General features: G+C 42.8%; 25 protein-coding genes. 3 read left to right on the top strand and 22 right to left on the bottom strand.

Annotation, left to right across the window (positions count from 1 at the left end):
* The first annotated feature begins 196 nt into the window (after positions 1-196).
* Positions 197-640 carry a hypothetical protein gene (locus tag EO130_RS10780; protein ID WP_127141519.1) on the top strand — a complete coding sequence of 148 codons (444 nt, stop codon included), beginning with the start codon at positions 197-199 and terminating at the stop codon, positions 638-640.
* Positions 641-803: 163 nt separating this feature from the next.
* On the opposite strand, the gene trxB is transcribed toward EO130_RS10780, so the two are convergent.
* The 12 genes from trxB to EO130_RS10720 form a co-directional block, all read right to left on the bottom strand.
* Positions 804-1,775 carry a thioredoxin-disulfide reductase gene (trxB, locus tag EO130_RS10775; RefSeq protein WP_127141518.1) on the bottom strand — a complete coding sequence of 324 codons (972 nt, stop codon included), beginning with the start codon at positions 1,773-1,775 and terminating at the stop codon, positions 804-806.
* Between the two features lie 545 nt (positions 1,776-2,320).
* Positions 2,321-3,691 carry a 30S ribosomal protein S6--L-glutamate ligase gene (gene rimK / locus EO130_RS10770; RefSeq protein WP_127141517.1) on the bottom strand — a complete coding sequence of 457 codons (1,371 nt, stop codon included), beginning with the start codon at positions 3,689-3,691 and terminating at the stop codon, positions 2,321-2,323.
* An 11-nt stretch (positions 3,692-3,702) separates the two neighbouring features.
* Complete coding sequence (locus EO130_RS10765) at positions 3,703-4,488, bottom strand: RMD1 family protein (protein ID WP_127141516.1); 786 nt, start codon at positions 4,486-4,488, stop codon at positions 3,703-3,705.
* Positions 4,489-4,514: 26 nt separating this feature from the next.
* On the bottom strand, positions 4,515-4,829 hold the full coding sequence (locus EO130_RS10760; RefSeq protein ID WP_127141515.1) for a hypothetical protein: 315 nt from the start codon (positions 4,827-4,829) through the stop codon (positions 4,515-4,517).
* Between the two features lie 2 nt (positions 4,830-4,831).
* A complete protein-coding gene (locus tag EO130_RS10755; RefSeq protein ID WP_127141514.1) occupies positions 4,832-5,806 on the bottom strand; it encodes a deoxyhypusine synthase family protein in 975 nt (324 codons plus the stop codon).
* Positions 5,799-6,734 carry an agmatinase gene (gene speB / locus EO130_RS10750; RefSeq protein ID WP_127141513.1) on the bottom strand — a complete coding sequence of 312 codons (936 nt, stop codon included), beginning with the start codon at positions 6,732-6,734 and terminating at the stop codon, positions 5,799-5,801. The genes EO130_RS10755 and speB overlap by 8 nt, the downstream gene beginning before the upstream one ends.
* A gap of 20 nt (positions 6,735-6,754) precedes the next feature.
* The gene (locus tag EO130_RS10745; protein WP_127141512.1) at positions 6,755-8,206 is read right to left on the bottom strand and encodes an arginine decarboxylase; all 1,452 of its coding nucleotides are present in this window, start codon (positions 8,204-8,206) and stop codon (positions 6,755-6,757) included.
* Between the two features lie 463 nt (positions 8,207-8,669).
* Complete coding sequence (locus EO130_RS10740; RefSeq protein ID WP_127141511.1) at positions 8,670-10,871, bottom strand: xanthine dehydrogenase family protein molybdopterin-binding subunit; 2,202 nt, start codon at positions 10,869-10,871, stop codon at positions 8,670-8,672.
* An 18-nt stretch (positions 10,872-10,889) separates the two neighbouring features.
* Positions 10,890-11,345 carry a (2Fe-2S)-binding protein gene (locus EO130_RS10735; protein WP_127141510.1) on the bottom strand — a complete coding sequence of 152 codons (456 nt, stop codon included), beginning with the start codon at positions 11,343-11,345 and terminating at the stop codon, positions 10,890-10,892.
* Positions 11,346-11,527: 182 nt separating this feature from the next.
* Positions 11,528-12,358 (bottom strand): endonuclease/exonuclease/phosphatase family protein, encoded by an 831-nt coding sequence (locus EO130_RS10730; RefSeq protein ID WP_127141509.1) that lies wholly within the window; start codon positions 12,356-12,358, stop codon positions 11,528-11,530.
* A gap of 94 nt (positions 12,359-12,452) precedes the next feature.
* Complete coding sequence (locus EO130_RS10725) at positions 12,453-13,064, bottom strand: alpha-ketoglutarate-dependent dioxygenase AlkB family protein (protein ID WP_127141508.1); 612 nt, start codon at positions 13,062-13,064, stop codon at positions 12,453-12,455.
* Positions 13,065-13,074: 10 nt separating this feature from the next.
* Positions 13,075-14,037 (bottom strand): helix-turn-helix transcriptional regulator, encoded by a 963-nt coding sequence (locus EO130_RS10720; RefSeq protein ID WP_241244364.1) that lies wholly within the window; start codon positions 14,035-14,037, stop codon positions 13,075-13,077.
* A gap of 226 nt (positions 14,038-14,263) precedes the next feature.
* On the opposite strand from EO130_RS10720, the gene EO130_RS10715 reads away from it, so the two are divergent.
* Together EO130_RS10715 and EO130_RS10710 are read left to right on the top strand one after the other, a co-directional pair.
* Complete coding sequence (locus EO130_RS10715; RefSeq protein WP_127141506.1) at positions 14,264-14,761, top strand: DinB family protein; 498 nt, start codon at positions 14,264-14,266, stop codon at positions 14,759-14,761.
* Positions 14,762-14,770: 9 nt separating this feature from the next.
* Entirely contained in the window at positions 14,771-14,989 is a 219-nt protein-coding gene (locus EO130_RS10710) for a hypothetical protein (protein WP_127141505.1), read from the top strand.
* A 77-nt stretch (positions 14,990-15,066) separates the two neighbouring features.
* On the opposite strand, the gene EO130_RS10705 is transcribed toward EO130_RS10710, so the two are convergent.
* The 10 genes from EO130_RS10705 to EO130_RS10660 form a co-directional block, all read right to left on the bottom strand.
* The gene (locus EO130_RS10705; protein ID WP_127141504.1) at positions 15,067-18,078 is read right to left on the bottom strand and encodes a VPS10 domain-containing protein; all 3,012 of its coding nucleotides are present in this window, start codon (positions 18,076-18,078) and stop codon (positions 15,067-15,069) included.
* 190 nt (positions 18,079-18,268) lie between these two features.
* Positions 18,269-18,721: a GNAT family N-acetyltransferase gene (locus tag EO130_RS10700; protein WP_127141503.1), complete on the bottom strand. Its 453-nt coding sequence runs from the start codon at positions 18,719-18,721 to the stop codon at positions 18,269-18,271.
* 10 nt (positions 18,722-18,731) lie between these two features.
* A complete protein-coding gene (locus tag EO130_RS10695) occupies positions 18,732-19,658 on the bottom strand; it encodes a TolB-like translocation protein (RefSeq protein WP_127141502.1) in 927 nt (308 codons plus the stop codon).
* Entirely contained in the window at positions 19,655-21,346 is a 1,692-nt protein-coding gene (locus EO130_RS10690; RefSeq protein ID WP_127141501.1) for a serine hydrolase domain-containing protein, read from the bottom strand. Before EO130_RS10690 ends, EO130_RS10695 begins: the two co-directional genes overlap by 4 nt.
* A gap of 46 nt (positions 21,347-21,392) precedes the next feature.
* A complete protein-coding gene (locus EO130_RS10685; RefSeq protein ID WP_127141500.1) occupies positions 21,393-21,779 on the bottom strand; it encodes a hypothetical protein in 387 nt (128 codons plus the stop codon).
* Positions 21,780-21,801: 22 nt separating this feature from the next.
* On the bottom strand, positions 21,802-22,095 hold the full coding sequence (locus EO130_RS10680; protein ID WP_127141499.1) for a hypothetical protein: 294 nt from the start codon (positions 22,093-22,095) through the stop codon (positions 21,802-21,804).
* A gap of 92 nt (positions 22,096-22,187) precedes the next feature.
* A complete protein-coding gene (locus EO130_RS10675) occupies positions 22,188-23,036 on the bottom strand; it encodes an NmrA family NAD(P)-binding protein (RefSeq protein ID WP_313781390.1) in 849 nt (282 codons plus the stop codon).
* A 2-nt stretch (positions 23,037-23,038) separates the two neighbouring features.
* Positions 23,039-23,449, bottom strand: a complete 411-nt coding sequence (locus EO130_RS10670) for a DUF5367 family protein (RefSeq protein WP_127141497.1) — start codon at positions 23,447-23,449, stop codon at positions 23,039-23,041.
* Between the two features lie 23 nt (positions 23,450-23,472).
* Positions 23,473-23,970, bottom strand: a complete 498-nt coding sequence (locus tag EO130_RS10665) for an anthrone oxygenase family protein (protein WP_127141496.1) — start codon at positions 23,968-23,970, stop codon at positions 23,473-23,475.
* A gap of 103 nt (positions 23,971-24,073) precedes the next feature.
* Positions 24,074-25,063 (bottom strand): AraC family transcriptional regulator, encoded by a 990-nt coding sequence (locus EO130_RS10660; RefSeq protein WP_127141495.1) that lies wholly within the window; start codon positions 25,061-25,063, stop codon positions 24,074-24,076.
* Positions 25,064-25,135 lie beyond the last annotated feature (72 nt).

Genomic DNA, 25,135 nt, shown 5'->3' with positions numbered 1-25,135 from the left:
CCATCAATGACCAAACAGGCAATGTTCAATTTTCACTTATTGATTTTTCCGAAGAAATTCAATTTCATTGTGATTTTAATAAAAATAGAATCTATAAAATGAATCATGTGTAATTTATAGAGCTAATAATTTAATATTATTAAAATTTATTCTTACCTTTTAGATATCACATTTAGAACCAAAAAGGTAGGGCACTATGAAAAAATCAGTTTTACTTTTCACATTTATCCTGGTTCTCTTGATGGCAGGAAGCTTTACAGGACCTTATCCAAACAGCCCTAGCATTGAAGGAACGTGGGAATTAGAGAGTTTTTACAACTATGACGGTGAAAACGTCATAGATACGATTGAAAAGTCGGATGGTTACCGGCAGGTTAAGATGTATTCCAAGGAAAAAATCATGTGGACCCGATATGTACCCGACGAACCCAACGGAAGATTTGGTTATGGTTCGTACAAAGTAGCGGACAACTCACTGGTAGAAGTTATTGAATATGGGGACGACGATATGATGAAAGCTTTGGATACTATGAGGAATTTTACCTTTGAACTCATTTTAAACGAGGATTCCTTTAGTCAAATTACGGTCGATGCAGACGGTAACCGGACATTTTCCGAAAATTACAAGCGGATTGATTAAGTTACAATCATAAAAAAAGCGGTCTAAAAAGCGAGTTATCTGTCAGTTCGAGCGCAGTCGAGAACTTAATAGGCATTCATAACCATTGGGTTTCGACTGCGCTCAACCTGACAATGTTCAAATATTACAGCTTTTTAGAGCTTTTTTTGAGGAAAACTCTAATTTATTCTGAAACCTGAAGCTCTTTGCTTTCCACAGCGGCCAAATAGCGCTCGGCATCCAAGGCTGCCATACAACCCGTACCGGCAGCGGTAACCGCCTGTCTGTATATTTTGTCCTGTGCATCGCCACTGGCAAAAACACCTGGCCTATTGGTTTTGGTGGATTTCGGCTGGGTAATGATATAACCCGTCTCATCCATGTCCAGCTGTCCTTTAAACACATCGGTGTTCGGTTTGTGACCTATTGCAATAAACAATCCCGTTACAGGAATGTCCTCCTTCTCTCCGGTTTCGTTGTTCACCACACGAACGCCTTCTACAACCTGTTCTCCCAATACTTCTTCCACTTCGGTGTTGTATCGGATTTCAATATTATCGATGCTATTGACACGGTGCTGCATTGCCTTGGAGGCACGCATATAATCTTTACGGACCAACATGGTCACTTTTGTACAGATATTGGCCAAGTATGAAGCTTCCTCTGCTGCGGTATCCCCTGCCCCAACAATGGCGACCTCTTGTCCTTTATAGAAAAAGCCATCGCAAACGGCACAGGCAGAGACCCCTCCACCCCTTAATCGCTGTTCGCTGGGCAAGTTCAAATATTTAGCAGAAGCCCCGGTTGAAATAATAACGGTTTCGGCCTCCAATTGGGTACTATCATCCACCGTAATTTTATGGATACCCCCAACTTCTTCGCTCAGCTCGACTGCGGTAACCATACCAATGCGCACGTCCGTACCAAACCTCTCGGCCTGTTGTTGCAACTGCATCATCATGGTGGGTCCGTCAACCCCTTCGGGATACCCTGGGAAGTTGTCCACTTCGGTAGTGGTGGTCAACTGGCCACCGGGTTCCATTCCTGTATATAAAACTGGTTTTAAATCCGCCCTGGCGGCATAAATGGCCGCAGTATATCCTGCTGGGCCCGATCCAATAATCAACGTTTTGATTCTTTCCACTTGTTCTGACATAAAAATCTTCCTCTAATGTTACTTTACAAAAGTAGGGTTTTTGTTCAAAAACTTACTTCATCGTAATATTACGTTTAAAGGAAAGTTGTCAACAATTGTGTATGAAATGCGTTCTCTGGCGCAAAAAAGGATTTATAACAAAAAAAGGAGCCGAATGGAACGGCTCCTTTCCGAAAAAGTAGGTCAAATTTATGGGAACATATATTTGATCTTAGAAACCGTTACAACCAAGGGGCTCAACCTCAAAAAACCCCTTGGAGCAACGTAAACCTTGTTAACAAATAAGATGTCAGGTAAAGAACACTTAGTACCCTATAAATCACCCCAATCCTATTTAAGGTTTTAACTCAAGCTTAGCAGCTTTCGTTATCTGGTACAAACATAGTGCTGCCCTTTGGATTTTTAGGGGGTGAATTTACGGATGGGCCTTCTGAATTGACGGATGCCCCTTTTGAATTGATCGATGCGTTTTTTGGACCTTGCGTAGGAAAATATGACAAAAATAGCAAAATGTTGAATTACAGCTATTTAATCAAAAAATGAAATTATTGCTTGTATTTCAATTTGCGTTCAATGGTCTCGATCATCACGTTGGCAATATCCTTTCCAGTCGTATTTTCGATACCCTCCAAACCGGGAGAGGAATTTACTTCCAATAACAATGGCCCTTTATTTGAACGAATCAAATCTACACCGGCCACATCCAAATTAAAGACCTTGGCCGATTTGATTGCCAATTTGCGCTCCTCTGGAGTGATTTTCACTTTTGAAGCTGCTCCTCCTTGATGGATATTGGCACGGAATTCCCCCTTTTGAGCGGTTCGCTGCATGGAGGCCACTACCCTGCCATTCACCACAAAGCAACGAATATCGTGTCCGTTGGCCTCTTTGATAAACTCTTGCACCAAAATGTTGGTCTGAACACTCTTAAATGCGTTAATTACACTTTCTGCCGCCTTGTTTGTTTCGGCCAATACAACGCCCTTGCCTTGGGTGCTTTCCAATAATTTAATGATCAATGGGGCACCGCTCACCATACGGATAAGGTCCTTGGTGTCCATTGGGGATTTGGCAAAGCCGGTCGTTGGGATATGAATATCGTTCTTGGAGAACAACTGTGAAGCAAATAGTTTATCGCGGGACCTGCCGATAGAGTCGGCCGAATTCAAACAATACACGCCCAAGGTATCAAACTGTCGCAAAAGCGCACAACCATAAAAGGTTACGGCGGGCTTAATCCGTGGGATCACAGCATCAAATTTGTCCAAAATATTCCCCCCACGATATCTAATTTCGGGGGTGGCAGCATCCAACTTCATATACACATGCTCCACATTCAGAAAAACCACTTTGTGACCTCTCATTTCACCCGCTTCTATAATCCGTTTGTTGCTGTACAGATTGGGATTACTGGCCAAAAGTCCTATGCGCAATCCCTTTTTTTCTGTGGTGTAGGGCTTGTACTTCTGTTCCAACTCATCATCCGTAATATCCCCTTGAAGAAAACTTTGGGAAGGATCTACAAGATATCTTCCGTTCATGGCTTCACGGCCCAGTAGCATACGATACTCCATCGTATCCCTGTTGGCCAAGGTAAGGTCTATTTCAAACACATTACCCGCGATATTGACTTTAGTTCGTATGACCGGTCGTTCCTCACCAATGCCCAATGAGCTTTTCACGTTCCGTACATCGACCAGTTTGGCTTGGCATAGAATCCCTATGCTCCTATTGTCCTGAACGGGGTTAACCTCAAACCGGACCCATTCCTCCAGTCCTTTATTGAATACTTTGATCTTACTGGCTTGGATGGATGACGTTTTTGCGCCGGAATCCACTCTGGCCTTTATGGCTGGAATTCCCAAATCATCGAAACGGCACCATTCTTCGCTGCCCAAAACTTTAAAATCGCTCAAAATATCTTTTTTTAACTGATTAATCGCATAATGAACAAGTCCACGACCTCCACCAAAATCAGGATGATAATGATCCACTCGAGTCTACTGCTCTCACGGTGGTCCATTATATTCATGAACAGGCTCAGGTTTTCCTTGATAACATATCCTTGTTCCTTAATGTTCCTATATCGCTCCTTTAGGTCAAAGATTTGTTTCAGTCCCTTGTCCAATTGGTCCAATTCCAAATCTTCCCAAACAGCTTCATGGGAATCAAAAATATACAGGTTTTCGGAAATTTGGTTGTTTATGTTCAAGACTTTTGCAATATGGCGCTTTAGTTTTTTACCGCCAATGTCCAATTTCCCTTTTTCCTCCAAATAAGTAGTATGCTCCCGGGTCTCTTTCATGGCCTGTTCCGACAGACCGGCATAATAATCCAGTGCTACGGACTGCGACAAATGCAGTAACGCTAAGCGAATACCCTCTATGTTCGATTTTGGCAATAGCACCTTCTCATTCTCAATGGTTGCCCTTTCACGGTCTGATACCAATTCCATTTCCATGGTTTCGTTGATGTCGGATGGACACCATTCTTCACAATGGGGCTCGATTTCCTTCAGAAGTTGTGATACTTCGACTTCGGTATACCCAAAAAATGAAACCACCCCATACCTGAAGATATAAAGGTAGCGTGATGCATCGAAATAGAAAAGCTCATCCCTGTCCCCTACTATCAGCTCTTTATCCAAGGCCTTCTTGCAGGCTGATATATTGATACTGTTTGCAAGGTGCAGGGCTGATGCCTCTGATGCCATATCGGTAACGTATTTTGGTGTTGTGATTATTCTTCCTCGGAATCGGAATTTTCCAATTCGTCCGTATTCAAATCGGACTCATCATCAGTATCGTTGTCCGAATCGTCAAAATCCTCCATGGCCATGACCAATCGTTTGCTCACCTTAACCAAATAGGCAGTGTCTTCGGTACGGACCTCAACACACTCGACCACCTCGTTATTGGCATTTCTGTAGGTTACGATATCGTCGTCGTCGTAACCATCGGGAAATTTTTCCACCAAAAGGTTGAGCATGTTTTTGTCCAGTTTTTTGTAATCAACGATTACTCTTTTCAATGCGGGGGTTTGTCCTTTTCTCATGACTACATGTCTAGTAAGTAAGCAAAAATCAACGGCGCCACGATGGTCGCATCGGATTCTACAATAAATTTAGGGGTGTCGATATCCAGTTTGCCCCAGGTAATCTTTTCATTGGGAACCGCACCGGAATACGATCCATAACTGGTGGTGGAGTCACTAATCTGACAGAAATAGCTCCAGAACGGGGTTTCGGTCTGTTCCAAATCTTGGTACAGCATGGGCACCACACAAATAGGGAAATCCCCTGCGATACCTCCGCCAATTTGGAAGAAGCCAATTCCATTTTCAGAATTTTTTTGGTACCAATCTGCCAAAAATGTCATGTACTCGATCCCCGATTTTACCGTGCTGGCCTTCAACTCTCCTTTGATCACATAGCTGGCAAAGATGTTCCCCATGGTGCTGTCTTCCCAACCAGGAACCACAATGGGCAAGTTCTTTTTGGCCGCAGCGTACATCCAAGAATCCTTGATGTCTATTTCGTAGTACTGCTCCAACACGCCGGACAACAATAGTTTGTACATAAACTCATGAGGAAAATAGCGCTCTCCCTTCTCGTCGGCTTCCTTCCAAATATCGTAAATGTGCTTTTGCAGCCTTCTAAAAGCCTCTTCCTCTGGGATACAGGTATCGGTAACACGATTCAGTCCATTTTCCAAAAGGTCCCATTCTTGCTGTGGGGTCAAATCCCGATAGTTGGGTACCCTTTTATAATGGGAGTGGGCCACCAGGTTCATAAGATCCTCTTCGAGGTTGGCTCCCGTGCAGGATATGATGTGTACTTTATCGGTACGGATGATCTCTGCGAAAATTTTTCCCAGCTCTGCTGTACTCATGGCGCCTGCCAGGGAAACCAACATTTTAGAACCTTTCTCCAGTTGGTGCTCGTAACCCTTGGCGGCATCCACAAGGGCTGCCGAGTTAAAGTGCAAAAAGTATTTTTGTATGAATTGTGATATTTCTCCTTTGTTACTCATCGTAATCTTCTAAGTTGTTTTTGGATTTTTTGAAGTCGTCATCGTCTTCAAAATTCTCATCCATGAATTCGTTATTGTTTGAAAATTTATAGCTCAACATCTTGTAATAGAGCTTGGCTGCCAAGAAATCGGACGATCGATCTACATCGTTGGGGCAGAGCTCCACAATGTCAAAACCGACCACATTCTTTTCACTGAAAACCCTTCGTAAAAAGTCCAGGGTCTCGTACCACAACAGCCCTCCTGGCTCAGGGGTCCCGGTGGATGGCAATATGGATGGGTCAAAAGCATCCAAATCGAAGGTAATGTACACATTATCGGTCATTAAGTCCAAGGCGGCATCCATCCAAAAATCATCGGAAACCATTTCATGGGCAAAAAATACTTTGTCCCTATCCATCACCAAGGTTTCGGTATGATCCATACTACGAATCCCAACTTGCACCAAATTGGTGGTTTCGTTGGCCTCGTACAAGGCACAGGCATGGTTGTATTTAGTCCCTCCATATTCTTTCCGCAAATCGGCATGGGCATCGATTTGTAACACGGTAAGGTCTTCAAAACATTCGTTGAATGCCCTGATCGCCCCAATGGAAATAGAATGCTCCCCACCGAACATGGTCACCAATTTATTACGATTGATATAGTCCTTCACCGTTTTGTGCACGGATTCCACCATGGCATCCGGTGTTTCAAACCCATCTAAGGTATCGGCCAAGTAGATACCCTCTTTGTACACCTCGCTATCGGTTTCAATATCGTAGATTTCCATGTTTTCCGAGGCTTCCAAGAAGGCTTCCGGCCCTTTGTCCGCACCTTTTCCCCAAGTACTGGTACCATCGTAGGGAACGGGCAACAATACTACTTTAGCCTTCTCGACCGTGCCGTATTCCTTTGGAATACCTGCATATGTTCTTTCTGTTTTCATTTTTTAAGTTACTTTCTTTTTCAATTATTGCTAGTTACCGAAACATCGTCGGCTTCGACCAATACATCTTCTTTTTTGCCACCGTACCCTAGTATGGATAAAAACTCGCCCGCAGTCTGCTGCTCAGCGAAAACCGATGTTTCCAAGTTGCCTTCTTCATCCCTTTGGATAAGAACGTGTTTGGGATGTGGAATCAGGCAATGCTGTAACCCACCAAATCCACCAATGGTTTCTTGGTAAGCCCCCGTATTGAAAAATCCAATATATAATGGCCTATCCTTACGGTATTTGGGCAAATAAATGGCGTTCATATGCTGTTCCGAATTGTAATAATCATCACTGTCACAAGTAAGTCCGCCCAGAAGCACGCGCTCATATTCATCGTTCCAACGGTTGATGGGCAGCATGATAAATCTTTTACTTATAGCCCAAGAATCCGGCATGGTGGTGATGAACGAAGAATTGATCATATTCCATTTTTCGCGGTCGTTCTGTTGCTTTTGGTATAAGATCTCGTAAATGGTTCCTCCACTTTCGCCTACGGTAAAGCTTCCAAACTCGGTAAAAATATGGGGAGGTTCCACCCCTGCTTCTTGACAGGCCTGACCGATTTGATGGATGATTTCGTCCACCATGTACTCATAATCATACTCGAATGCCAGCGAATTTTTGATAGGGAATCCACCTCCAATATTTAGGCTGTCCAAAGTTGGGCATACTTTCTTTAGGGCGATGTACACCTTCAAACACTTCAATAGCTCGTTCCAATAATAGGCAGTGTCCCGAATTCCGGTATTGATAAAGAAGTGGAGCATTTTGAGCTCTACTTGCTCATTTGGTTTTATCGACTGATTGAAGAAGGGAACAATATTCTTGTAACCGATACCCAGTCTTGAGGTGTAAAACTCAAACTTGGGCTCTTCTTCGGATGCGATTCGAATCCCGATTTGGAACTTACCATCAATAGCTTCGCCCAACAGGTTGATTTCCTCATAATTATCGATAATGGGAATGCACTTTTTATGGCCATTATTGATGAGTCCAGCAATATTGTTGATGTATTGGTCTCTTTTAAAACCATTACAAATCACGTAAGTATCCTTGGTAATTTTACCGGCCTTTTTCAAGTGCTGCACAATATTGATATCAAAGGCAGACGAAGTCTCGATATGAATATCGTTTTTCAAAGCCTCTTTGAGAACGTGCTCAAAATGGGAACTTTTGGTGCAGTAACAATAGTGGTACTTACCTGCATACTTATGTTTTTTAATGGCGGTATTGAACCATCCCTTAGCTCTTTGGATATTATCTGATATTTTGGGCAGATAGGTGAACTTTAAGGGGCTACCGTATTTTTGGACCAGTCCATAAAGGTCGACGCCGTGGAATTCTAGTCTGTTGTTGTTCAATTGAAATTCCTCTTGGGGGAAATCATAGGTTTGCTCGATTAAATCGATGTACTTTGTTTTCATTTAAATTTCGTTGTTGAATATAAGATACTGAGAAATATAGAATCAGAAAAATCCAAGTATCTCAAATACGAAATTCAAATACGGTATACGGTACAAAGTAGGGAATCCGTGATATGTCACGGTTTATATCATGTGGTTTTTCGAAAGTCAGCCCGTGTATCCGGTGTCTTTTTCTTAAGACGGCTTGTTGGGTAGACTTTCTTATCCCCAAAAGCCCGAACATGAAAAAAGTCTTCAAAGCTTATAGGCAATGCGTCCAATTTAGCCGGACTCATTTATGGGGCAAACATAACTAAAAATCCAATACTGCAAGTTTTTTTGAAAAAAAAATTTACCATCATAATGTTTTGTTTTTCAGTTGTTTGCATTTAAAAAATAGACCAAAAGAGTAGACAAAGAAAAACTGGTCCGTAACAAAACGCTACTGACCAGTCCATATTTATAAATTTTTAATCGTAGCGGACTATCCTACCAAAGGTGGCTTGTCGTTAATGAACGGCTGCTTATAAAAGCGTCGCCCAGTCGCTTGGTACAAGGCATTGGACAATGCGCCGATTACCGGTGGCAGTGATGGTTCTCCCAAACCTGTTGGGTCGATTCCGTTGTCCACAAAATGTACTTCAATATTCTTTGGTGACTCCGAGTGACGAATCAGTCGATAAGTATCAAAGTTGGATTGCTCTGGTCTGCCATTTTCAAAGCTCAACGCACTGTAAGTTGAGTGACCGATACCATCGATCATACCACCTTCAATTTGGTTTTTGGCAGCGATCGGATTGATCACTATTCCGCAATCTACGGCACAGGTTATTTTATCCACTCTTGGCATATCTCCGCCATCTTCCAGTTCCAATACTTGTGCAACGTAGGAATTGTGGCAGTAGTAAGCCGCTACTCCACGAGCTTTGCCTGTATCTGTACCCCAATTGGATTTTTCCTTCACCAGTTTAAGTACTCCTGCATATCGTTCAGGGTCATAATCATTATTTTCGGGGTCTCCTACTGGATTATTGATGGCCCTATCGAAAAGTTCCAATCGGAATTCCAAGGGGTCTTTTCCAGCAGCTTCTGCAACCTCATCCATGAAGGCCTGTTCGGCTCCCGCAATAAAGTTGGAGCGTGGTGCTCTCCACGCACCCGTGGTAACATTTGTAGTCAAGCTGTGCTTTTCGGCCAAATAATTGTCAACAGCTCCCGCTGGAAAACGATTTTCAAAGATAAGGTCGTCGTTTGTTCCTGCTCCACGCACGTGCCATGCAATCAAGTTACCGCTTTCGTCAAGCCCAGCTTTGTATTTTACTTTATAGGATGGACGATAGGTTCCTTGGGTCATGTCATCTTCCCGAGTATACACCAATTTGATGGGTGCATTCATCTTTTGGGAAATTACGGCCGCTTCAATCACAAAAGGCCCATAAAGACGACGGCCGAAACCACCTCCCATTCGGGTCATCATGATATCTATTTTTTCCAAAGGCATTCCTAAACGAGCTGCCAATGTTTTTTCTGCAAATTCAGGTGTTTGTATGGGACCCAACAATTCAGCCTTTTCTGGTGTAACATGGGCAAAAAAGTTCATGGGCTCCATCGTGTTGTGGGCCAAATAGGGTGCGGAATAGGTACTTTCCACTATTTTGGCAGCACTTTTAAATGCTGATTCTACATCGCCATCTTGCCGTGCAGGTGCTTCTGTTGGTTTTTCCAGAAGTTCCGCTAAAGCTTTTTCGTGATAGGATGTGCTTTCGGCCATGGAATCTTGCTCCCACTCTACTTGAAGTGCTTTTTTGGCCTGCATGCACTCCCACGTGCTATTGCCGACAATGGCAACCAATTCTGGTATACCACCGCCATCCGACCATTGTTTTTCCATTCCTTCGGGATATACCACAAAATGGAATACATCTTTGATGCCAGGCATGGTTTTTACGGTATCGGCGTTCATTCCTTTGTATTTCATGCCAAAGGCGGGTGGATGCACAATCATGGCTGTCAACATACCTTCTTTGTACACGTCCAATCCAAACAATGGTTTTCCTGTGACAATATCCTTTCCGTCAACGTTCCTTTTGTCCGTACCGATAATGGAAAAACTTCCATTGTCCTTTAGTTCCACCTCTTCGGGCACCTCGATGTTGGTTGCGGCAGAGGCCATTTCGCCATATCCTGCCGAGTTTCCACTAGCTTCATGGGTCAACATTCCATCTTTGGTGGTGATTTCATTTGCGGGCACGCCCCATGCTTGGGCAGCGGCCTCTTTTAACATGTGCCTTGCCGTAGCTCCGGCCATACGTAAACTTTCCCAACCTTGTCGGATGGATTGGCTACCACCGGCCAATTGCCTGGTAAAAATATCGGTGTTGAGAGGCGCTTGTTCCACAATTACATCTTTCCAGGCCACATCGAGCTCTTCGGCCACAATCATGGGCATGGATGTCTTAACGTTTTGTCCTATCTCTGGGTTTGGGGACATAATGGTCACCAAACCATTGTCGCCTACCTTTAAAAAGCCGTTCAATTCAAACCATTCTTTGGGCAGGTTATTGACCTGCTCAGGTGTCATTTTACAAGAAGCCAACCAATTAAACCCAATAACGAGTCCACCACTGGCCAATCCTGTATTCCGAATAAAGGCACGTCGTCCTATTTTTGTCTTTACAAGTGTCATGATTTCTGTTTTATGGGTTTATGATTTAGCCGCTAATTTGACGGCTTTCTTGATTCTGGTATAGGTTCCGCAACGGCAAATGTTACCATTCATGGCCATTTCAATTTCTTCGTCGGTCGGATTCGGATTCTTTTCCAAAAGTGCCGAAGCGGTCATAATTTGGCCGGCTTGGCAATACCCGCATTGTGGCACATCCACTTCCAACCACGCCTTTTGTACCGGATGGTCACCTTCTTCCGATAACCCTTCTATCGTAGTGATTTCTGAATTCCCTACAGATGAAACCGTAAGCATACAAGCTCTGGTTGCCGTGCCATCCAAATGTATGGTGCAGGCACCACATTGTGCGATACCACATCCGTATTTTGTTCCCACTAAATTGAGGTGATCTCTCAACACCCAAAGCATGGGTGTAGATGGATCTACATCCACCTCCTGTTGTTTTCCGTTAATGTTGAGTGTAAATGAAGCCATATGAGTTGATTAATTGTCCTTGAAGTTAAAGATTAATTGTCTAAAATGACGGGTAAAACCTAAAGATCCTGTTAAAATTAACATTGTTTTTTAGTTTTTCAGGGTTACCTGAAATCAGTCTAAATAACTATGGTTGATTTCAGGGTTTAAAACTAGAAATAGGTCGTGTCCTATGCTCCATTTCAATATTTCAATCTGGCAAAAACCGGAAGGTGGTCCGATGGATATCGGGTATCCTTGGAATCGCTTAAAATGGCACTTTTCAAAACTTTAAAACCATCAGAAATAAAAATATAGTCAATTCTTCGCTCCACGGGTTTATCAAACTCAAACCCATTGAAGGTTCCCCTTGGTCCAAAGGCATTGGTTCCCGCAGCAATATGTGCATCGGTCATTTCGGTCAAAATAACCTGTACTCCTTTACTATCACTTTCCAGATTGAAATCGCCCATGACCACGACCGGGAGGTCTTCGGTATTCAACTCCTTGACTTTCTGCAATATCAATTTGGAACTTTCTTCCCTAGCTTGGGCACCCACATGGTCAAAATGGGTATTGAAGGCCATGAATCGGTTTCCATCTGCCCTATTTTCAAAAACACCGTAGGTACAAGTTCGAGGCAATGCGGCATCCCAACCTTTTGATGGTTTTTCTGGGGTGAGAGACAACCAAAAGGTGGATTGTTCAATGAGTTTGACCGTTTTTGTATTGTAAAAGACAGCGGTATGCTCCCCTCGCTCATCCCCATAGTCGCGACCTACCCCAAAATAGGTATACTCCTCTAGGCCCTCTTCAATTTCCTTCACCTGATGAATCAATCCTTCTTGGACACCAAATACATCAGGCCGGTAAAAGTTGAGTTGGGAGATCAAAAAATCCTTCCGGTTGTCCCAATGATTGGGTGCATCACCCGGATTATCGTAACGGATATTATAAGAAATCACGTCGATGGACTGTGCTTGCATGTGGAACATCAACCCAACTGAAAAAAGAATTAAAAGAATGTGCTTCATTGTATTTGCGATTAGCCGTGCTGCAAGATAAATGGACCATTGAAAATACACGGCATTTTCCCGTTACCAAATGATTAAAACGTTCCTTTTTGTTTTAGATGGAGATTATTGTCCGAAACGTGAGATTGATTCTTGGGACTAACACTTTTTTGGTGGGTGGTAAGCGGTGTAACCAATGCGTTTGTGTTGCGCCCTTCATCACCAGCAGGCTCCCATGGTCCAAGAACAACTCCACCTTTTCCTTGGTGGTTTTGTGCTTAAAGACAAATTTGCGTTCTGCCCCAAAGCTAAAGGAGGCAATGGCCCCTTTTTCTTTCAGTTCCTTTTCATTGTCCGTGTGCCAGCCCATTCCCTCTTCCCCGGAATGGTATAAATTGAGCAGACAGGAATTATAGGTTTCATTGGTCAGGGTTTCGGCGATGTCTTTGAGTTTTTGTAGCGCTGGAGTCCAAGGCAAAGCCTTTTTGGTGCTATTGGAATAGGTGTAATCAAAAGGTTTGTCGCCATACCAGGCCACTTTTCGCTTGGTTACGATTCGTTTACCGAACATGTGCACCACATCCTGCTCCCAAGGTATATTTTCAAGTAGTGTTTGATAGTACTGGTCCGCTTCTTCCTTTGGCATAATGGTACCAAAATATTGCACCGCGCCATCCATGGGGAGCCAATTTTTCGAAGGGTCAATCTGGTCCGTGAACAAATCCATTCTTTCTTTATCAGGTTAGCAATCTTTTTTGGCTGTTGGTTAGTATTTCAGCTACGCGATTCTTGAGTTTCTGGGGTTCCAATATGGTCGCATAATCTCCGAACATCAGATACCAACGGGCAAAACCATTCTCCCAGTCAGTGGTCATAAAGGTCATTTCCACCTCTTCCTCCCCGGTTTCTTCGGAAATCAGTCCGTAATACTTGCACTGTCCCCGAATAAACTTAGCAACGGACTTATCCACTACAATCCTCACCTTGGTCTTTTCCACTGCTTCACTCTTTTGACGATGTTCGTCCATAGTGCCGTGCTCCAGTATAAAATCCAAGGATGTCCTCGTTATTTTGTGGATTCTATCCGTTCTAAAGTGACGATAATCGGTTCTCAGGTGACAGTATCCCAAAATATACCAAAAACCGTTTTCATGAAAAAGACCGACTGGCTCTATCTGCCGTTCGGATGGTGTTTCTTCCCGAAGGGATTCGTACCGCAGGAATACCTGCTTGCGTTCGGCAATGCTCTCGAACAATATTTCTAGGGCATCGGGCACATCAGCATTGAACAACACCTGACCGGGAACGATGGATACCTGCGACTCCAACGCTTCCACCCAATCCTTTTCCTTTCCACGAAGTACAGATTTAAGTTTGAACATGGCCGACTCGTAATAAGCACCAAGGGATTTATCGGTGAATTTTTGCATGAGCTTTTCTGCAGCCACAAAACTTCCGGCTTCTTCACGAGTAAACATCACCGGGGGCAATCGGTAGCCTTCCATAATGGAATACCCTACTCCTGCCTCACTTACAATGGGTACGCCCGAAGCTTCCAAGGTTCTAATGTCCCGATAGATGGTCCGCAGGCTCACATCAAATCGGTCTGCAAGTTCTTGGGCCTTTACAATACGCTTGGTCTGTAACTGTATTAAAATGGCTACTATTCTATCAAAACGTTTTACGGTGTCCATTCCCATAATTGCGTGAGCTACTTCCCAAAGATAGGATTTCAATCCAAGGATGGGAGGACTTTTCAAGCTCATGTGTTATCATTTTTACATGGACAAAACTATGCTTGACTTCTGACAACGGCTTGTCAACAACATTTTTTGGGCTTCGATTTTTACTACTGACATATGGCTGTCACTCCCCCCTTTTACTTTTGGATTCAGAAACAATAAACCTTTAAAAAAACAAAACGTCATGGAAAACACCATTAAAAATCAAGCTGAGGCACAAGTAATTACACCCACACAGTTTTTGGAACATTATCAAGGTCACAGGCGACTTACCCGCAAAGTTATCGAGGCCTTCCCCGAAAAGGATTTTTTCAACCACAGCATTGGTGGGATGAGACCCTTTTCCGAGATGGTGAAGGAGCTCTTCGCCATTGCCGTTCCTGGACTCACCGAAATTGTTTCCGGCAAAATCGGTGATTTTGATGAGCATCGGGATTATGGTGCCACGAAAGCTCAATTTTTGGAGAAATGGGACCAGGACACGGAGGAAATCAATACACTATGGAGCCAAATATCTTTGGAGCGTTATCAGGAGCACGTAAATCTTTTTGGGCAATACGAAGGCACTGTGCAATCCTCCATCCTTTATTTTATTGATAATGAGATTCATCACCGGGGACAAGGGTATGTTTACCTGCGTTCCTTGGGCATTGAACCACCGTTTTTTTACGATCGCGATTAAATCGGAGCTATGAAGACCATACTCGTATTCAAAACCTCAGTTCATCAAAAAGATGAAGTAAAAAAGCTACGTCCTTGGTTGAACAAATTGGTCAACACCAATGGATGTTGGAACTTCGACTTGGAGGATTGCGACAAAATTCTTCGGGTGGAAACACAAAGCCTTCATGCCCCTGCGATTACTTCTCTCCTGAAAAACCAAGGGTTTTACTGTGAAGAACTGCATTGAAGTACATCACAAAATGATGAAGCCCTGTCTTTCGGCAGGGCTTCAGAGTGATGTTTTGCTTTTAAAGAATGTCCAAATTATAAATTGGCTTTTGCCTTAAGTGCGTTGAACTGGGCCAACAGTTCTTGGTATCGGTCCTTTTCTTCTTGCCCCGGTGCCTTGTCCCCACTGCTCAAGATGTAATACAGATAAGAAATTTGGGCTACCATTACCACTTCGGGGTAAGCCCCTTCATCATTTTTCAGCTCTTTCAGTATATCCTTGTAGGGCTGAAGCTGACTTTCGCTGGCGTTGGCCTTTTCAAGTTCCTTTATCTTTTCCTCTACCTTATCCTGCAACATTCGAGCGTCGGACAACAGGTCTATAACCTTGAACTGAAGTGCCTGTTGCGCCTGCAAATCGGCCATGGTAACGCCATCGCCTTCCAGTTTTGGGTCCATCAATATCTCAAATGGCTTTTCGAAAGACTGGTCTCCAACGGTCAACTTGGCGGTGTATTTGCCCGGCAAGGCCATGGGGCCATTTCGATATCGTCTTCTTTTATTCTTTGCCCAAGCGCCTTTTTGCTCTAGGTTCCATGCAAAACGATTGATACCCTTTTTGGTTTCCAATTTTTCATCCATGTACACAAAGGTCATGCTCAGGCTCATGTCCTCCACTTTTTCCGTGGTGGATTTGAGCTGCGTGGAATCGCTTACAATGGTGGCAACTTCTTTGCCTTGGGCATCCAAAATTTGCAGGCTCACTCCGTCCTTGATGTTAGAAGGCAAGTAGTAGTCAATAATTACGCTGGTCGATGGGTAGTTTGGAAAATCGCCTCCCCAAGGGGTTTGATATCGGTATGTATTATCCGGTTGGAACAATACCGGGCTATCGCCCAACTGCGTAATTTTTTCATCTTGAAGCGTGGTCACCTTGTCCAATATCCAAAAACCACGGCCCATAGTGCTCAATACCAAATCCCCTCGGAACAGGGTAATGTCGGTAATCGGAGTAACGGGAAGGTTTTGCTGAAACTTTTTCCAAGTCCCTCCATCGTCAAAAGACACAAACATTCCGTATTCAGTTCCCGCATACAATAATCCTTCGCGCACAGGGTCTTCACGCAAAACCCTTGTTGTGTAATCGGATGGGATTCCGTTGGAACTTGTACTGATCAATTCCCAACTTTCCCCATAATTATCGGTTTTGTAGAGATAGGGTGTTTCATCGCCCAATAAGTGACGGTCTACCGCAATATAGGCCTTGGCGGGATTAAACTGTGATGGCTCCACAGACTCCACTCTGCCACCTTTGGGCATTTTTTTTGGCGTTACGTTCTTCCATGTTTTGCCGCCATCTCTAGTCACGGAGATGACCCCATCGTTGGAGCCGGTCCAAATCAAGCCCTTACTAATTTTCGATTCCCTGATGGAATAGAGGGTGCTGTAATATTCCTCACCTGTAATGTCGCGGGTAATTGGATTACCGGAGATTACTTGCTTATCGGGTTCGTTGGCCGTAAGGTCGGGGGAAATAATCTCCCAATTTTGACCGCCATTGTTGGTTTTGTGCAAAAATTGGGACCCCATGTACACGGTTTTGGGATCGTAAGGGGACACATGTATGGGCGCTACCCGCTGAAATCTATATTTTAAATCCTTCGGATTATGTCCATAAATGTTGGATGCACCAATGGAATATTCACGGCTTTGTCCTGTTTTTTTGCTGTAGACGCTAAAGCGGCCTTTACAATTGTTGTAAACGATGTAGTGGTTGCCGGGCATTGGGATTACGGGTCCGGTTTCACACCCTCCTACATCCAACATCACGGGGCCGTTCACAGGGGAAGTTGCCGAAGGAGCCCTACTAGGAATGGCCAAGGTGGTATTGTCCTGCTGAGCACCATAGACCCAATAGGGATATTGGTCATCCACCGCTACTTGATAGATTTCCGCGGTAGGTTGGTTGTATTGTGTGGACCAGGTTTTTCCGCCATTGTGGGAAACATTGGCGCCACCATCGTTACATTGGATCAACAAATCTGGATTATGGGGATTCAACCATATATCGTGATTATCGCCATGGGGTACACTCATGCGTGTCCAGGTTTTACCACCATCTGTCGACTTTATTAATGGGTTAGCATTGGAATACACAATGTCTGGATTGGTGGGGTCCAGCTCAATATTGGTATAGTAAAAAGGTCGGTTTACCAATCGCTCATCATCCGAAACGTGGACAAAGGATTTTCCTTGGTTTACCGATTTGTACAATCCCCTATCCTCTCCCGGGGCTTCAACAACAGCATAAAGTATGCTGGAATCCACTGGCGACACGGCCAAATCAATTTTACCGATCAATCCTTTTGGGAGTCCTTCTTCCAGTTTTATCCAATCTTTCCCTCCGTTCACGGACTTATAAATGCCGCCCTCGCTGTTTTTACCTCCTGAATCTATGGTCCATGGTGTTCTTCGTGCTTTCCATGCAGCCGCATATACCACGTTCGGATTGCCCGGTAACAGCTCCAAATCGGCAAAACCGGTTTCTTCGGAGACATATAAGACTTTTTCCCAGGTTTTTCCGCCATCGGTGGTTTTAAAAATACCTCGTTCTTCGTTGGGTTTAAATGCATTTCCTATGGCAGCCACCCAAACAATGTTACTATTGGTAGGGTCGATTTCCACGGCACCGATTTGGCCTACATTTTCCAGGCCGATATGCTCCCATGTTTTACCCGCATCTATGGATTTGTATACTCCCTTACCGGCAATGATATTGCTTCGGATACCATCGGAACCGGTTCCCACATATACGATATTGGCATCGTTGGCAGCGATTTCAATCGCACCGATGGAAGGTGTTTTGAAAAATCCGTCCGACACATTGTGCCAAGAGGTTCCATAATCCTCGGTTTTCCAGACACCGGCACCAGAAGCCCCAAAATAAAAGGTTCCCGGTTGCAGAGGAGTTCCAGTTACCGTAGTTACACGGCCTCCTCGTGAGGGACCTATGGTACGGTATTGCAAAGCTTCAAAATCTTGTGCGAAAAGGGCACAACTCAGTAAAAATGAAAAAAGAAAAGAAAAAGAACGTTGCTTTAAGCTCATGAGTCAGTTGAATAGTTTGGTTGAACCCCAAATCTACTAAATACCTAGCCAATCTGAAACGGTCGGGAATAGAATTGCCGAATTTTTATAGAGCACATTTAATTTGAACTGACTTCAACGGGCATACACATTTTTAGGTGGAGCAAAATGTTTTTTGGATTCACTCAAGGCAAAATCAAAGTGGCAACTACTAAAAATGAATCTTCATACCTTCATGGCTGGCCTTAAATCCAAGGGATTCATAAAACCGAATGGCGTCTGGGCGTTGTTTATCGGTGGTCAACTGCAATAGATGTGCGTTACGTTCCTTTGCTCTTTGGATAGACCATTGAAATATGGTTTTTCCAACACCTTGATTGCGATACGTCTTGTGCACGCGTACCCCTTCAATCTGGGCCCGAATACCACCTTGATACGTTAAATAGGAAATGAACGTAAGTTGAAAAACTCCAACAACTTCATCTTTTTCATCTACAACAACGGTGAGTTCTTGGTTGTTATCAAAATCGATACGTTCAAAAGCATCAAAATAGGTTTGTGGCAGTGGGATGGTATAATTTTCTCTTGCTTGACCTAACTCATCATCTGCGATCATTTCTACGATTGCTTGAAGATCATGTCGTGTTGCCTTCCTGAATTCCATAATAACCTTATTAATTATTCATATTTTTTAGCATATTTTCTTGTATGGGTTTAAACGCTACCCAATACATGTTGCCCTCATTTTCATTTCCTCTATGGAAAAACAAATACTTGCCATCAGGAGAGACGCTTGCTGCCATTTCTGTTTGGTCAGTGTTTATTTTAGGTCCTAGATTATAAGACTTTGTCCATTTGCCATTTTGGTTAAAACTGATGTATAAATCACTTTCGCCATAACCTGAATCACTTTTAAAATCGTAGATGAGATAGCTTTCGTCTGGGGCAATGAAAGAGTGGGCTATCCAATTACCGGTAGCGTTAATTTCTGTTCCCATTCTATCAATGCTTTGGTATTGACCATCTTCTTTGATTGACTTATAAATGACCCAATCTTCGGGTTTATCCCCTTTTTCTCCAGTCGTAAAATATAGGTTCTCATTTTCTGATGAGGTTAAATACATGATGATGGATTTATCCATAAATGGACTTTCTAACGGAATAGGATTGCCCCATCCATTCGCAGTTTTCGTACTATACCATTGATGCAAACCATTGGATTTTAAAGAGTCAGGCAGTGGTCTAGTGCTGCCAAAATATAGCTTATCACCTTTCGGACTGATATGAGGCTCAAAATCCCAGCCTTCAATTGCTGTGAAAAATGCGGGTTCTGGATTCGACCACTTACCATCAACCAATTGCATGGTATAAATTTTATTGTCCTCATTTGGTTTCCTTCTTGTAAAGTAGAGTTCATCCATTTTTGGAGAAAAAGTGATGGCAAACTCATAGTTAGTGGTAGAAATAATTCCTTCCCCAAAAATTAAAGGGGTGTCTGTTGGAGTATTCGCATCCAAGAGCATCAAATTTGACGGACATTCCTTGGTGCAAGAAAACAAAAGGGACACTAAGAATAATAAAGATGCTTTGATAGCTTTCATGATTTCAATTTTGAGAACAATACATTTTTAGCCCTGCTGCTCGATACTTCAAAGCCTATGACCTCATTAGACGAGTTTCTTACAAAAACCACTTTTAAAAAAGACCCTTTATTACCAATGAAATAGTCATTTTTGATTGCTTTTAGTGGAAAGTCTCCAAGTCTTGCATGTTTTGCTATTAGCTGGTCTTCTTCAATATAAAACGAGTAATAGGCGTTTAACTCAGAACTGTAATACCTTCCGGTGAATTCTTCAAGTGTCGTTGCATTGTAATGTGCTGGTATATATTTTTCCGTAGAAATCTGATAGCCATCATCCAGTGTGATGATCATTTGGTTGTTTGCAAAGGAGATACCCACATAGTCATCAATATCCATTTCAAAAGCATCTTCGTCCACGGGCACTAAAGCAGTATTTCCATTCTTTGTAATGAAACGTAAGGTGTCGTTTTCTACTTTTATTTCTCTTGAATAGCTATCGCCTTCATCCCAATAATGGCCTTCATAACGTCTTAACTCTGCGGGTGTTTTTGCAATTGCTTTTTGATGGGTCAATTTCTCTACAGATGGGTTTTTGGTCGTTTCATCGGTAACATATTGTTCCAAACAAATATCCATGATATCATACACCATCCTGGCACCATTGATTTCGCCATTTATATTGGTGAAAATCACGCTCAAGTCCAATTCTGGAAACCTTGCCAGATAGGCTTGATAACTGGCATCTTGTCCACTATGCTCTATGCGTCGGAACCCTCTATAGGTATTGATAAACAAACCATTGGCATAACCATAGGTTTCCCCATTATTTAAATGCTGTAAGGTTTGCATTTTAGTAAAGATGGTTTCACTACCCACTTTTTTTGTATTATAATTAATGGCCCATTTGCTTACATCTGTAATTGTGGTGTTTAGATTGGTGGCGCCAACGCTGAAATTATTAAATAGATCTTCCACATAAGTTGAATCGACTTTAACATAGGAAAGACTCCTATTTTTAACCACCTGTCCTTGTTGATCAACGAATTTAGAATCCTCCATTTGTAGCGGTTCAAAAATGCGTTGATGCGTAAATTCTGCAAAGGACATCTTCGATACGCGAGCCACTATTTCGCCCAACAATGCATAATTGGCATTGCTGTACATATGTTTTTCGTTGGGTTTAAAGTTTAAGGTCTTTTGATTGAAAATTAGCTCCAAAACCTGTTCGTTGGTAATCACATCATCCAGCGTCCATCCTGAGAGGCGCAATAGGTTATACTTGTCTTTTAGTCCGCTTGTGTGATTTAACAGATGGGCAATGGTTATTTTAGGCTCAAATTCATGCATCTCCGGAAGATAGATTCTAATATCATCGTCTAAAGAGAGCTTGCCTTCATCTTCTAAAAGAAGAATGGCAAATGCGGTAAATTGTTTAGATACGGAAGCCACATGAAAAGAAGTCCCTTTGTGAATCGGTATCTCATAATCAAGATTGGCCATTCCAAAGTACTTTTCATAAATCAATTGATTGTTCTGTACAAGACCAATCGCAATGCCTGGTTCGTTCTCATTATAATGACTTAAAAGGCTATCTATTTTAGTGGCTATGTGATGGATGTTAATTTCCTCTTTATTGTTTTGAGCAACACCAAGTGTGGTGCATAAAACAAATAGGATAGTAATTATTATTTTAAAGGTTGTTTTCATTTTAATAAACTTAATGTTGCAATTAAAAATCCCCTCATATTAGTGTTTAATTGTAGTTTCGTTTACTTGTAGCTAACAATAGGATAAAAGCCAAGCCAAACCCCACAACACCAATATTGATTCCCAGAATTGTTTTTTCACTGCCATCTAAATATTTCATTGAGCCACCATATAAATTTTGCAAAGAGTAAGCCAATAGAAAGCCTCCAGTCACCAACATACTCAATAGTGCGCTTAGCCGAAACTCCTTTTTAACCCACACCAACCAAAGACACAATACACCTATAGCAGAATTGGTGATGAGTTGCCATACTTCATGAATTTTGGCATGAGGTGTCCAATCGGGATTAAAAACGTGGGTGTCGTTGATCTCCAAAAATGGGACAACAATGGCATATAGCACAATACTAAAGGTTATTATGGTCTTCTTCATTTTAGTAGTCTTTTCATAGTGCCTATTTGTCTTTATATAGATTCGCTGTCGCTCCTTTTAAATCTGCATCGGGCAAAAACTGATCTGAAATAGTCAAAATCGCATGCAAGTTGTCCCGTAATCGATCTAACCTAATCTCCTCGGGATTTATAGAAGTTTGTAAAAGATGAAGGGCCATATCGGCAAGAAGCAAACGCTGTTTTTCCAACCAGGCTTCATCATTTTTTTGGGCAGGATGCTGTACATAGGCCGTTTCTATTTGATTGTGCAGCTCCCAGCTAACTTTTATCATTGCAATTCGTTCCGCTTTGGTCATAAATTTGTGTTTAGCACGTACCAAACAGGATTGGTACGTGCGTGATGAATTCAACGGTTATGTCGAGTTGCCATTTTAAACATTACCCTCACTTAAACGGTATGTGAAAGGTCTTGGTTCCAAATCCCCGTGGCCACGGTTTTTTCCACATAGGTATTAAAATCAGTGGCAGGCCGTCCCAAAACTTTTTCAACATCATGCGATATTTCCTGATTATCCGGATTACCCAGTACTTCTTGGAACAAGTATCCGAAGAGCCAAACATAGGAGTCGGGCAATCCAGCCTGCTTCATTCCCGCTTTAAACTCCTCAATGGTGATGTGATGAAAATGGATATCCTTTCCAATCCCTTCGGCCATGGCAGCCACCACTTCTCCAAAGGTCATTTTTCGGGGTCCGGTCACGGTAATGGTCTCGCCGTTGTAGCGATCATCCACTAACACTTTGGCTACTACATCGGCAATGTCGTCGGCATCTACAAAGGGAATTTCCGCCTCTGGCATCGGCAGGGCTACTTGCCCGTTCAATACGAATTCCAAAAAAGCACCCTCACTAAAGTTTTGATTGAACCATGAGGCTCGAACCAAGGTGTAGTTTAACCCTGAGTTTGCGACAATGTCCTCGCAAGCCTCGGCCTCGGTTTCTCCTTTACCTGATAGCAAGACCACTTTTTCCAAGCCTGCTTGCAACGCTTTTTCAGTCAATGTGGTTATAGCCTCTCTTGAACCTGGTACAGCCAAATCCGGATAGTACACGATATATGCCCTGTCCATATCTTTTAATGCCGCATCATAGGTCTCGGGATTTTCCCAATCAAAAGCAGGAGAAGTATTTCTACCCACAACACGGACATTGTGTCCTTCTTGAATTAAGTTTTCTGCAACGCGGCGACCCGTTTTTCCGGTTCCTCCGATAACTAAAATGTTTTCTGTTTTCATCATATTTACGTTTTATATAGTTTGATTTTTTTTTTCTTGGTAGCTGTTTTGATATACCAATACAGGACTGTTATGGTTAAAAATTCGAACCCAATAAGCCAAAAGCCTAAATCAGTAAAAAATTGATAATGGGAACCGCCATTTGGGATAATAAATACAGGAACCGTAATCATGGCATCTAACGCAGTGGCAGTTAGAAAGAAAGTTTGGCCTACCCAATACCCATGTGTATCGCTATCTTTTTTGTAATACAGCTTTGCTCCAAACCAGACCAATGGTATGACTGCCATAAATAGCAGCATGTTGGCTTGCTGTTGTGCATCTTCTAAAATCGAGAGATAAAAAGAGAGATTATAAACACTGACCCCTACAATCCAGATTAAAATACCTATTCCAATAGCTCTTACGTGATTCATGACTGTTCGTTTTTTGATGATTATTATTTGATTTGCGTAAATACCGTGATCAGCGATATCAAAAAGGAAACTATGGCCCAAAAGGTGCGGATGGTATGAAAACGATTCCATTTGGTTTCGTAATAGTTCCTAAACGCTTTAATTCTTTCCAAATCAAATGTGGAGAGGTCCATAGCTTCCAACTCGTTGTTCAAAGGGACATTCCCCATGCCTGTTACCGCAACGGTGCCAAAAAGATATAGTAAGGATGACGCCAACAATAAGCCAAAAGCCAGCTTATCGGTTCGAATGTGGTAGCTGGTAGCCACTCCCAGAGCGACAATACTTCCAAAGAAAACAATGAAAAATAAGGGGTTGAGTATGGCCCGGTTGATGGATTGCATGGTCTCTAGATAAGACTGGTCCGATATTTTCAGGGTCCCAGGGATTACCGATACCGACCAAGCATAAAATAAACCCGCCGATAACCCGGTAAACACAATCGAAGTAAATAGCGTTATTGTTTTGATAGAAACATCCATGATACACCTGTTTTTGATTCTGGGTGTAAAATTGGAATGATTAAGTCTGCCATGCTTGACCCTTTTTGCCAATCTTTTGACATTTTAGGCCAAACCAGCTGTTTTACTGTTGGTTACGAAATTCGATGGGCGTTTGACCTGTCCATCTCTTAAAGGCTCGATTAAATGCACTCTGCTCGGAAAAGCCAGTTTCAAAGGCGATTTCGGCAATACTTCGTGAGGTGTTTTTTAATAGGTCTATCGCAATACTCTGCTGTGCTTTTTGAATTAAATCCCTAAAGGATACCCCATTTTCCGCAAGTCGACGGGCCAAGGTCCTATTGCCCATTCCCATAAGACCAGCAATATGATGAATGCTCGGGATTCCGCTGGGTAAGGCATCCGCTATCAAACTTCTACAATCGCTTGCGATTCTATTGGCACTGATTTCCAACCCTTTCGTTTCTTCCTCCACACGCTCCACCAAAAAGCGGTTGATGCTCACATCGGCCTTTGCTGTTCGCATTTCCAGATCAGCCGTAGTGTAAGTAATGGAGTAATCCTGCTGGTTGAAATGTATGGGACAATTAAATGCGCTCTCGTAACTACTGATATCCGGGGGGGCACTATGCTTAAAACTAACTTGGACAGGAGAAATATTGGATTCCGTCATGGCCCGAAGCACCACAACCGTTGCCGAAAGAGTGGCTTCGTTGGACAACTCCAACCCTCTTCGATGGGGTTCCCTCAATAGATGTATCACAGAAAAGGGATTTCCCTTCTCCACCTTAAAAACATAGGTATTGGACAGCATTTTAAAATACCGTTCCGAGCGCTCAAAGATTTCCCCAACATAAGAACAAGTCCGCCAAGAAAGACCTAAAACCCCATAATCCTCAATCTTCATTTGCTGTCCTACCCTTATGGAAAAACCAGGACCCAGCGTATCATCCAAGCGTTCGTGGAGTTCAAAGAATTCCTCTGCAGGAATCGCTTTAATGGCTTCCAAGTCCTTGTATGGTGTTTTGAATGTATTGAGATACGCCATGTCCACACCCTCTTTTAGGGCACAGTCCATCATTTTCCGATATAGGCTTACGGCAGTATACTTCATCAAGGTTGGAGTTCTGAATGCCCAGCAGGTTTATGTGCCAAATTTGCAATGGATTTCCAAATAGTCCACATA

The sequence above is a fragment of the Flagellimonas marinaquae genome, assembly GCF_003992675.1.
GTDB classification, from domain to species: Bacteria; Bacteroidota; Bacteroidia; order Flavobacteriales; family Flavobacteriaceae; genus Flagellimonas; species Flagellimonas marinaquae.
The sequence above is the reverse complement of the archived record's forward strand: the minus strand, read 5'-3'. Positions and strand labels throughout refer to the sequence as shown.